A 9,402-nucleotide genomic window follows, 5' to 3' on the forward strand; every position below is an offset into this window, starting at 1 on the left:
TTCTTTTCGCCTTGAACTCAGTGTTAATAACCACTTCATTCAACCTAACCCGGTGACCGCTTTCGCTGTCTGCCGTGTCAGTGGATGCGCATTATAGGCACCATGAGATTTAGTGCAACCCCTTTTTAGACAAAAAAGGATCGCTTGGCGATCTTTTCACCAAAAACGATCCTTTTAAGCTTTTTAAATGCTTTTATGCTGGTTTATTGTGCTTTTTCGGTGTTTTTTCTGAATTGAGTTAGAAAGGCTATCGCGTTTTCATCGTCCCAATCGACATATGAACGGACATAAGCCACCAGCTCACCTTGCTCATTTAAGATAAATGTTGCTGGTATTGTATCAAGCGGGAATACATCACGTAATTCTTGCTGTGGATCAAAGTAGGAATTAAATGCAGGTAAACCCAAATCCGTTAAGAAAGGTTTTACCACTGTTGAATCGGCATCGATTGAAATAGGTAATAGTACAAATTGCTCAGCATTGAGCGTTTGGTTTAAACGATGTAAAGCAGGAAGCTCTCTTACACAAGGTGGGCACCATGTTGCCCAAAGGTTCACTACAACAACCTTACCTTTATAGTGTTCGAAGTTAACCTGTTTACCAATTGCATTCGTGAAGTCCACGAGTGCAATTGGAAACGGTTGGGGTAATATATTAATTCGTTCGAGTGTTGATTGAGTGACTTGTTGAGTTTGTTGCTGCATACCTGGGTATGCACTCACTATATTGGTCATGCTTATTAGCAGTACATTAAATAGTATTATCGCAAGCCACTTTTTCAATGTTGTTACTCCACGTTTTATTTACTTGCCTTGTTTTTATTTAGTAGAGCATCAAGTTCTGCTTGTTGCTCTGGTGTGAGAGTTTCCGCTTCTGTGGTTTGAATTCGTTGTTTACGCACAAATATAAACCCGATAAGCAAACCAAACACTAATAAACCTGCTGGACCTAACCATAAAACATAGGTTTTAGCATCAAGCTTTGGCTTATAAAGCACAAAATCACCATAGCGGCTGGTCATAAAGTCGATAATTTCAGAATCTGCTTTACCGCTGTCGACCATTTTATATACTTCAAGACGTAAGTCTTGGGCCACAGGTGAGTTGGAATCCACTAAGTTTTGGTTCTGACACTGTGGGCAACGTAATTGATGCGCTAGTGACAATGCACGCTCTTGGTTATCTGTCGATTTAAATTCGTAAGTATCTACTGGCGTAGCAAAAGCTGATACCGTAAATAGTACGCTAGCAAAACAGATTAATAATTTAGTCACCATGTTCATTAAGATGCCCCATCTGCTTTAGCTTCGGTTTGGAGTTGTTGGATCATTGGGTATAAAGTTTCCGTCCACACCGTTTGATCAATAGGGCCCGCATAGCGATAACGTATAATGCCATTATGATCGACAATAAATGTTTCTGGCGCACCATACACACCAAGATCCAAACCTAACCGGCCATCTTTATCAAAAATATTCAAAGTATATGGATCACCTTGAGTCTGCAGCTCTTTGATTGCTAATGCTCGTTCGTCACGGTAATTAATACCATATATAGGTAGTAGATTACGTTTTGACAGCATCAATAAATATGGGTGTTCATACTTACAGGCTGGACACCATGTGGCCCAAAAGTTAAGCATTGTTACTTTGCCAGCAAGATTCTTCTCGGTCAGTATTTCAGTCGCTACTTCAAGTCGCTCAAGTTGGAAAGCCGGTACAGGCTTTCCTTCTAGGGCAGAATCAAGCACTTTTGGATTTAAAAATAATCCTTTGTATAAGAACACGCCCATACCCAAAAATATAACGAGGGGTATAAACAGTACAAACTTCTTCATAGTGTCTCCGAGTGATTATGCTGTAGCCAATTTTGCTTTAGCGGCTTCTTGCTGCTGTGCGACTTGCTTTACACGGTAGCGCTTATCAGATGCAGCAAGGAATCCACCCACCATCATAAAGATAGAACCAAACCATAACCAACGAACAAATGGCTTATAGTTTAGGCGCACTGCAAACTCAGTTAAGCTAATTGGATCACCCATGGTGACATATAAATCTCTGAATAGTCCCCAATCGATACCCGCTTCGGTCATGTCCATCGTCCGCACGTTATATTGACGGCGATCTGGCTTTAATAAAGTGATAAGTTCATCGTCTTTATAAATCTCAATCTGACCTTGTTGCGCGGTGTAATTAGGACCAACAACATTTTTGGTTTCTAAATACTTAAAGGTATAGCCAGCTAACTCTTGTGAGATACCTGGGCCCATTCGCACACTTTTTTCAATTGAGTAGTTAGATACCATTGTTGCGCCAAGTACTGATACAGCAATACCAAAGTGAGCAATCATCATACCTAGCTGACTACGACTGATTCGACTCAGGCTAATACCACCTTCTTTTTGGCTTACAATATTATATCCAGCGCGGAGTGTTGATAGCATAATCCAAGACGTTGCCGCGACACCAGCCATAACCCACGCATCAAACTCACCACCAGCAATAAACGGCACAGCTGCACCTATTACTAATGAGATAATTGCCGGTACTAATAATTGACGTCTAATTTCACCGGCTTTTGATTTTTTCCAACGAATGATTGGACCGATGCCCATAAAGCCAAATAGCACAAGCACAATAGGAACAAATACAGCGTTAAAATATGGAGGCCCAACAGAAATTTTACCCATACCCAGTGCATCTATCAGTAATGGATATAATGTTCCTAGTAGTACCGTACCTGCTGCAACTGTAAGTAGCACATTACAGATTAGCAACATGGTTTCTTTCGATTTAAGTTCAAATCGCGCAGGGCTACTCATCTCATTAGCACGGAATGCAAATAGAGTTAGCGAACCACCAACGGCAAGGCCAAGTAATAATAGAATAAACAAACCACGACTTGGATCTGCAGCAAATGAGTGCACCGATGTTAAAACACCTGAACGCACAATAAAGGTACCTAACAGACTCAATGAGAATGCAAAGATAGAAAGTAGTACGGTCCAGTTACGGAATGCGCCACGCTTTTCCGTCACAATTAATGAGTGCACCAAAGCCGTACCAACTAACCAAGGCATAAATGATGCATTTTCAACTGGATCCCAAAACCACCAGCCGCCCCAACCTAATTCGTAATATGCCCACCAAGAACCAAGTGAGATACCACCGGTTAAAAATATCCAGGCTGCCAGTGTCCATGGACGACTCCAGCGTGCCCATGCAGAATCAAGTCGACCACTCATTAGTGCTGCAATAGCAAATGCAAAACATACTGAGAACCCCACGTAACCCAGATATAGCATTGGAGGATGGAAAATCAGCCCCACATCTTGCAGCATTGGGTTTAAATCTCGTCCTTCCATTGGGATCGGAAATAACCGTTCGAATGGGCTAGAGGTCAAGACCATAAATAAAGTAAAACCAACGACTATCATCGCAAGGACTGACAATACCCTTGCAGTAAAGACTTCTTCTAAGCCTTTACTAAAGATAGCGACAGACATTGCCCAAACGGATAGCGCAAAAACCCAAAACAGTAATGACCCTTCATGACCACCCCAAACAGCAGCAATTTTAAAGAAGATGGGTAACTGTGAGTTTGAATGATGCGCGACGTAAGCAACAGAGAAGTCATCTGTCGCAAAGCTGTAGGCTAAGGTAATAACAGAAAGACTGATAAAGAAAAACATTCCGTAGGTCAGTGGCCAAGCATAACGAACAAGATACTGGTCTTTACGAGCGGCACCATATAACGGTACAGACGCTAACAGTAGGGCAAAAGCCAAACCGAGAATTAGCGAGAAATGTCCAAGTTCTGGAATCATGGGTATTCCTTAGTCTAAATAATTAAGCGGGATTTGAAACAAACAAACCACGACAGTATCAATCAATGCATCGAAACTAAATATACGCACATTAGCTTAAACGAATTTTAACGCATTTTAGAACTTGCTGTTGCATCTGTCTGCCCTTTTCGTACAAAACTGGGTCTCCAGTCTCATTATGAACATCTAAGTAATCAAAATGAATCCCTAGTATTGGCATATGACACAAGAGGAATTATAAAGTTTCAGACAATTTAACAAACACATCCAATCTGTGAACCAGTACGCAACTCTCAGGATTTGGATTCATATCTTCCTTATATTACTATTCAATTAATAATCTTTACGTATAATCAAACTTCCAAGCACTGCGGTAAACACCGCTTCTTCTGTTAACCTAAAAGTGAATATTTAAACAATGACCACATTTTGGATTTTTATTGCGCTTGTCGTACTCATCGGCCTAATCATGATTTGGGTTCCTCACTTTCGCCAACAAAAGCTATTACAAGCAGAAGAGGCTGGCGTTCGTAGACAAACTAACCTTGAACTTTATGGTGAACGTTTAGCAATACTTGAAAAAGAATTGCAAGATGAGATGTTAGACAAAACCGAATTTGATGCCTTAAAGAAAGAACTTGAGATCAACTTACTTCAGGATATGAAGCAAGAAGGTGATGACTCACTTGATGTTGAGATTAAGCCTAAGAGTGCATTATGGCCTGCTTTTATGACCATTTGTTTGCTCGCCATTTCAGGTTACTTCTACCAGCAACTAGGCGCTTACAACGAGTTAGCCAATCCACCTCAAGCTAATAATCCTCATCAAGGCATGGATCCCGCTCAAATCATGTCGCAACGAGTGCAGATGATGGAAGCAAAAGTGCAAGCACAACCTGATGATAGCCAAGCTTGGTTTAGTCTAGGTCACGCTTACGTTTCAGCTAACCAATATGACAAAGCAGTAGCAGCATTTGATAAAGTGATGGCATTAGTTGGCACACATGCCGAGTTACTTGGTCCTAAAGCAACTGCACTATATTATAAAGCAGGTCAAAAAATCACGCCTGACATCCAAGCGGTTATTGATCAATCACTGGCTTTAGACCCTCAAGATCCTTCAACATTATTGCTTGTTGGTATGGATGCTTTCTTTACCGCTGACTACAACAAAGCGATTGCAGCCTGGCAAATGATTTTAGACAGCGATCGCAACGATGTAGATCGCACTGCATTAATGAATGCGATTGAATCAGCCAAAATGCGCATGAACGAAACAGCAGACACAATGCCTAATGACACTAACCACAATGGTGTTGCTACAGTAAACGCTAAAACATTGGCAATAGAAGTCACTATTTCAGAAGAACTAGCAGACAAGGTTAGTGCAACAGATACAATATTTATCTTTGCCCGTGCGACCCAGGGTCCTAAAGTTCCGTTAGCGGCAATAAAGATTAGCGCGGCGAACTTACCAACAACCATAACGTTAGATGACAGCACGTCTATGGGCGGCGATTTAACCTTGAGCTCAGCTAAAGAGGTTGAAGTGATTGCGGTGCTATCTAAAAATGGCAGCGTTAAACCACAAGCAGGTGACTTAAAGGGCACTATTGATGCTATCGCAGTGGGTGGAAGCGCTACATTAACGTTAGATACGCTAGTGCAATAACATAAGTAAAAAAGACTAAAAATGATTGCTATGTAACACGTTTTATATAGCTATCGTTAAATCTGTCAAAAAGCACCCATAAAAAAACCGGCTATTAGGCCGGTTTTTGGTTTAGTCGAAAAATTACTTAGACATAAACTCGATAGCGTTTTTGTAATCATCGTCTGTACAATCTGTACACATACCACCTGGTGGCATTGCATTTAAACCAGACTTTACAGAACCCACTAAGGCATCTAAACCTTTAGCTAGGCGTGGTTCCCAAGCAGCAGCATCATGAACTTTTGGCGCACCGGCCACACCCATGCTGTGACATACTTGACACGCTTTGTTGTAAATAGCTTCACCTTCTTGAGCAAACACATTCGCAGACAAAGTTAATGCAGCTACTGCAGTCATTGCTAACAATTTTTTCATGTTCAACGTTCCTAATTGCAAATATACAAAGCTTAACGCTGCCCTTTGATTTAGAAGGCAGACTCTTTTTAGCCACACTAGATTACTACAAATAGCAAAAAAACTCATCTTTTTGTGATAACAATCTCAGGTTAGTCTCTAAATCAAGACAATCTGGCTAGTTCAGGTAATATATTAGTAATCGTTAAAAAAGTTCAATTGATATTGTGTTTTTTGGAACTATATCAAATTGCTAGCACTTAGTCTGAGACAAAGCTAAACCGACAAAAGCCTTTGTGTTAGTATCATTTTGAATTCATCCTCACGCGTAAATAAGAGGGATAAGTGACCATCTCAAATCAATCAAGAGTACTGTTAAGTGCCAACGAATTAACCTGTATTCGTGAGGAGCGCATATTATTTGATGGACTCAGCTTTACTATTAATGCTGGTGATATCGTCCAAATTGAAGGCCCTAACGGCGCAGGTAAAACAAGTTTATTACGCATTATTGCGGGTCTGTCACGTCCATACGCTGGAGAAGTAGAATACCTAGGTGAAGACATTACACGTTGTCGTGATGAATTCAATCACGACTTACTTTATTTAGGCCATTTAGCCGGTGTAAAGAGTGAACTCACAGCAGAAGAAAATCTTAACTTCAATTTAAGAATCAGTGGCTATGATGACTTTGATACCACTGAGTTACTCGCTAAAGTTAACCTAGCAGGATTTGAAGAAGCCCTTGCCGGACACTTGTCTGCAGGACAGCATCGACGCACAGCACTCGCTAGATTACAGCACAGTAATTGCAAAATATGGATTTTAGACGAACCCTTTACTGCTATCGATAAAAAAGGCGTAGAAGAGTTAGAGCTGTTGTTCATTGAACATGCTAAGTCTGGAGGATGTGTCATTTTAACGACGCACCAAGATATGAGCATTATTAGTGATGACATATTACGTAAAATCACGCTCGACTATCGCTTCGTATAAGGTATCTGAATGAAACGAGGAATTAGTTATACCACGGCATTCATGACGCTCTTACAGCGTGATTTACGCATTGCTATCCGTCATCGTGGGGATATTTTCAATCCGTTATTGTTTTTTATATTGGTTGTGACTCTGTTTCCATTAGGGATTGGGCCAGAACCACAAGTGCTCACCCGAGTCGCCCCAGGGATTATTTGGGTTGCAGCACTCTTAGCATCAATGTTGTCACTCGAACGTTTATTTAAAGCTGATTATAATGATGGCACCTTAGAGCAAATGCTATTAAGCCCTCAACCTCTGTCACTTTTAGTTCTGGCAAAGGTATTGGCTCACTGGATATTAACCGGTGTTCCTTTGATATTAGTTGCACCATTGCTTGCAGTTTTACTGCACTTAGACGGCAATAGCTATGGCGCATTAATGGCAACACTTGCATTAGGTACCCCTATATTATCATTACTGGGTGCTATTGGTGTTGCCCTAACCGTAGGTTTGAGAAAAGGCGGTGTGTTACTCAGCTTATTGATTTTACCCCTGTATATTCCGGTGCTTATTTTTGCTACTAGTGCCATAGATGCAGCCGGACTAAACCTAGCTTATGATGGTCAACTTGCGATACTTGCGGCAATGTTGGTCGGTTCTTTAATCTTGGCACCTTTTGCAATTGGCGCCTCCTTACGTGTGAGTACAAACTAATGTGGAAATGGCTACATTCTTACGCAGACCCAGAACGGGCATATAAATTATCGGGCACCTTATTGCCATGGTTTTCTGTATTAGCAATATTACTTGTGGGTACTGGCAGTATTTGGGGTTTGTTATTTGCCCCTACAGATTATCAACAAGGTGATAGTTATCGAATTATTTTTATCCATGTTCCGGCGGCCTCAATGTCTATGGCAGCATATATGGGCATGGCGATTGCTTCATTTATTGGACTGGTATGGCAAATTAAGTCGGCAGACTGGGCAGCAGCTGCAATTGCTCCTATTGGCGCCGTAATTACCTTTATAGCCCTTTTAACTGGGGCAGCATGGGGCAAGCCTATGTGGGGCACATGGTGGGTTTGGGATGCACGTCTAACATCCGAACTCGTACTGCTATTTTTATACCTAGGGGTAATCTCCTTATATGCCTCGTTTGAAGATAAGGTTCTTGCCGCTCGCGCTGCTGGAATCTTAGCTATTGTAGGTGTCATTAATATACCGATCATCAAGTATTCTGTTGATTGGTGGAGCAGCCTACATCAGCCATCGACAATTAGAATTACTGAAAAATCGACCATGTCGACTGATATGTTATATCCATTATTAATCAACATTGTTGGTTTTGGGATGATGATAGGCGCAATTACACTCGTACGTTATAGAACTGAAATTCTTGCCCGTAATGGTATGAGACCTTGGGTTCGTGAACTGGCTACTGCAGAGGAGGCTAAGTAATGCAGTTTGATTCATTTGCAGACTTTGTAGATATGGGTGGCTATGCGTTTTATGTATGGTTGTCTTATGGTGTAACATTTGGCTCCTTAGCCACATTAATTACCTTGAGCGTAAGACAAAAACGTAAAGTATTAATAGAAATTGCTAAAAAGATAACGCGTGAACAACGCCTTAAAGAAACAAGAGGTACTAACCGTGAATCCAAGACGTAAAAAGAGATTAACCTTAGCGGTAGCGTTGATTGCAGGTGTTGCAGCCGTAGCTTCGCTTTTGCTCTATGCATTAAATTCAAACCTTAATTTATTCTATACACCGTATGAAATTACACACGGGAAAAACGACACTGGAGTAATGCCAGAAGTGGGTCAACGTATTCGTGTTGGCGGTATGGTTACTGTAGGTTCAATGAAACGAGACCCTAATAGTTTGCATGTTGAGTTTGCCGTACACGACTCAGCAGGTGGTGAAGTCATTGTTACTTTTGATGATTTATTACCCGATCTTTTCCGTGAAGGTCAAGGTATCGTTGCGCAAGGAGTGCTCATTGAATCAGGTAAACTTGAGGCAACAGAAGTCTTAGCAAAGCATGATGAAAACTATATGCCACCTGAAGTAGCTGAAGCTATGGGCCAAAAACATGAAAAGCCCGAATATACTGATAAACAGGCTGAAGGATATAAATATTAATAGGCAGTTTAACTCTTATTAATATTAGAAAAGACAAATGCCAATCTGATGATTGGCATTTTTTTCTAAATTTGAATAAGGTTTATATCTGCCTATCTGCCTATCTGCCTATCTGCCTATCTGCCTATCTGCCTATCTGCCTATCTGCCTATCTGCCTATCTGCCTATCTGCCTATCTGCCTATCTGCCTATCTGCCTATCTGCCTATCTGCCTATCAAAAATGCTAGCAAAGACTACTTACCGAGACAAAAAGAAAGTAACCGTCTAGCGAACCACACCTACTTTTTTAAAATTCCATGGTAACAGGCTGTCGATATCAGGTGCTGGTTGGCACAGTTCATTAAGGCAAGCCATGATGTAATCAAATGGGATTAAACCATTTA

11 protein-coding genes are annotated in these 9,402 nt (G+C 41.1%); 6 read left to right on the top strand and 5 right to left on the bottom strand.

The features are described from left to right. Nucleotides 1–203: 203 nt before the first annotated feature. From AC19MV_RS22525 to AC19MV_RS22540, 4 genes are all read right to left on the bottom strand, one after another. Nucleotides 204–734: a TlpA family protein disulfide reductase gene (locus tag AC19MV_RS22525; RefSeq protein ID WP_498309996.1), complete on the bottom strand. Its 531-nt coding sequence runs from the start codon at nucleotides 732–734 to the stop codon at nucleotides 204–206. A 65-nt stretch (nucleotides 735–799) separates the two neighbouring features. Further along, nucleotides 800–1,276: a heme lyase NrfEFG subunit NrfF gene (gene nrfF, locus AC19MV_RS22530; RefSeq protein ID WP_498309997.1), complete on the bottom strand. Its 477-nt coding sequence runs from the start codon at nucleotides 1,274–1,276 to the stop codon at nucleotides 800–802. A gap of 5 nt (nucleotides 1,277–1,281) precedes the next feature. Continuing rightward, complete coding sequence (locus AC19MV_RS22535) at nucleotides 1,282–1,836, bottom strand: DsbE family thiol:disulfide interchange protein (RefSeq protein ID WP_432405978.1); 555 nt, start codon at nucleotides 1,834–1,836, stop codon at nucleotides 1,282–1,284. 15 nt (nucleotides 1,837–1,851) lie between these two features. Next, nucleotides 1,852–3,825, bottom strand: a complete 1,974-nt coding sequence (locus tag AC19MV_RS22540; protein ID WP_432405983.1) for a heme lyase CcmF/NrfE family subunit — start codon at nucleotides 3,823–3,825, stop codon at nucleotides 1,852–1,854. A gap of 418 nt (nucleotides 3,826–4,243) precedes the next feature. Between AC19MV_RS22540 and ccmI the strand changes: the two genes are divergently transcribed. Beyond that, nucleotides 4,244–5,497 (top strand): c-type cytochrome biogenesis protein CcmI, encoded by a 1,254-nt coding sequence (gene ccmI, locus AC19MV_RS22545; RefSeq protein ID WP_432405987.1) that lies wholly within the window; start codon nucleotides 4,244–4,246, stop codon nucleotides 5,495–5,497. Between the two features lie 123 nt (nucleotides 5,498–5,620). Here ccmI and AC19MV_RS22550 read toward each other — a convergent pair whose 3' ends face one another. Further along, the gene (locus tag AC19MV_RS22550) at nucleotides 5,621–5,914 is read right to left on the bottom strand and encodes a c-type cytochrome (RefSeq protein ID WP_188959323.1); all 294 of its coding nucleotides are present in this window, start codon (nucleotides 5,912–5,914) and stop codon (nucleotides 5,621–5,623) included. Nucleotides 5,915–6,238: 324 nt separating this feature from the next. Between AC19MV_RS22550 and ccmA the strand changes: the two genes are divergently transcribed. Genes ccmA through ccmE form a run of 5 tightly spaced genes read left to right on the top strand, consistent with a single transcriptional unit; the run spans nucleotide 6,239 to nucleotide 9,018 of the window. Continuing rightward, nucleotides 6,239–6,889 (top strand): cytochrome c biogenesis heme-transporting ATPase CcmA, encoded by a 651-nt coding sequence (gene ccmA, locus AC19MV_RS22555; RefSeq protein ID WP_498309995.1) that lies wholly within the window; start codon nucleotides 6,239–6,241, stop codon nucleotides 6,887–6,889. 9 nt (nucleotides 6,890–6,898) lie between these two features. Continuing rightward, a complete protein-coding gene (gene ccmB, locus AC19MV_RS22560) occupies nucleotides 6,899–7,585 on the top strand; it encodes a heme exporter protein CcmB (RefSeq protein WP_432405993.1) in 687 nt (228 codons plus the stop codon). Continuing rightward, nucleotides 7,585–8,331: a heme ABC transporter permease gene (locus AC19MV_RS22565; RefSeq protein WP_432405996.1), complete on the top strand. Its 747-nt coding sequence runs from the start codon at nucleotides 7,585–7,587 to the stop codon at nucleotides 8,329–8,331. The genes ccmB and AC19MV_RS22565 overlap by 1 nt, the downstream gene beginning before the upstream one ends. Then, complete coding sequence (gene ccmD / locus AC19MV_RS22570; RefSeq protein WP_432405999.1) at nucleotides 8,331–8,543, top strand: heme exporter protein CcmD; 213 nt, start codon at nucleotides 8,331–8,333, stop codon at nucleotides 8,541–8,543. The genes AC19MV_RS22565 and ccmD overlap by 1 nt, the downstream gene beginning before the upstream one ends. After that, complete coding sequence (ccmE, locus tag AC19MV_RS22575; RefSeq protein ID WP_432406003.1) at nucleotides 8,527–9,018, top strand: cytochrome c maturation protein CcmE; 492 nt, start codon at nucleotides 8,527–8,529, stop codon at nucleotides 9,016–9,018. The genes ccmD and ccmE overlap by 17 nt, the downstream gene beginning before the upstream one ends. Nucleotides 9,019–9,402: the final 384 nt, after the last annotated feature.

Source organism: Shewanella sp. MF05913 (assembly GCF_059758095.1).

Excerpts from the sequence above, each read along its gene's own strand:
- ccmD (WP_432405999.1), top strand. The coding sequence starts at position 8,331 with ATGCAGTTTGATTCATTTGCAGACTTTGTAGATATGGGTGGCTATGCG.
- AC19MV_RS22535 (WP_432405978.1), bottom strand. The coding sequence starts at position 1,836 with ATGAAGAAGTTTGTACTGTTTATACCCCTCGTTATATTTTTGGGTATG.
- AC19MV_RS22525 (WP_498309996.1), bottom strand. The coding sequence starts at position 734 with ATGACCAATATAGTGAGTGCATACCCAGGTATGCAGCAACAAACTCAA.
- nrfF (WP_498309997.1), bottom strand. The coding sequence starts at position 1,276 with ATGGTGACTAAATTATTAATCTGTTTTGCTAGCGTACTATTTACGGTA.
- AC19MV_RS22550 (WP_188959323.1), bottom strand. The coding sequence starts at position 5,914 with ATGAAAAAATTGTTAGCAATGACTGCAGTAGCTGCATTAACTTTGTCT.
- ccmI (WP_432405987.1), top strand. The coding sequence starts at position 4,244 with ATGACCACATTTTGGATTTTTATTGCGCTTGTCGTACTCATCGGCCTA.
- AC19MV_RS22540 (WP_432405983.1), bottom strand. The coding sequence starts at position 3,825 with ATGATTCCAGAACTTGGACATTTCTCGCTAATTCTCGGTTTGGCTTTT.
- AC19MV_RS22565 (WP_432405996.1), top strand. The coding sequence starts at position 7,585 with ATGTGGAAATGGCTACATTCTTACGCAGACCCAGAACGGGCATATAAA.
- ccmB (WP_432405993.1), top strand. The coding sequence starts at position 6,899 with ATGAAACGAGGAATTAGTTATACCACGGCATTCATGACGCTCTTACAG.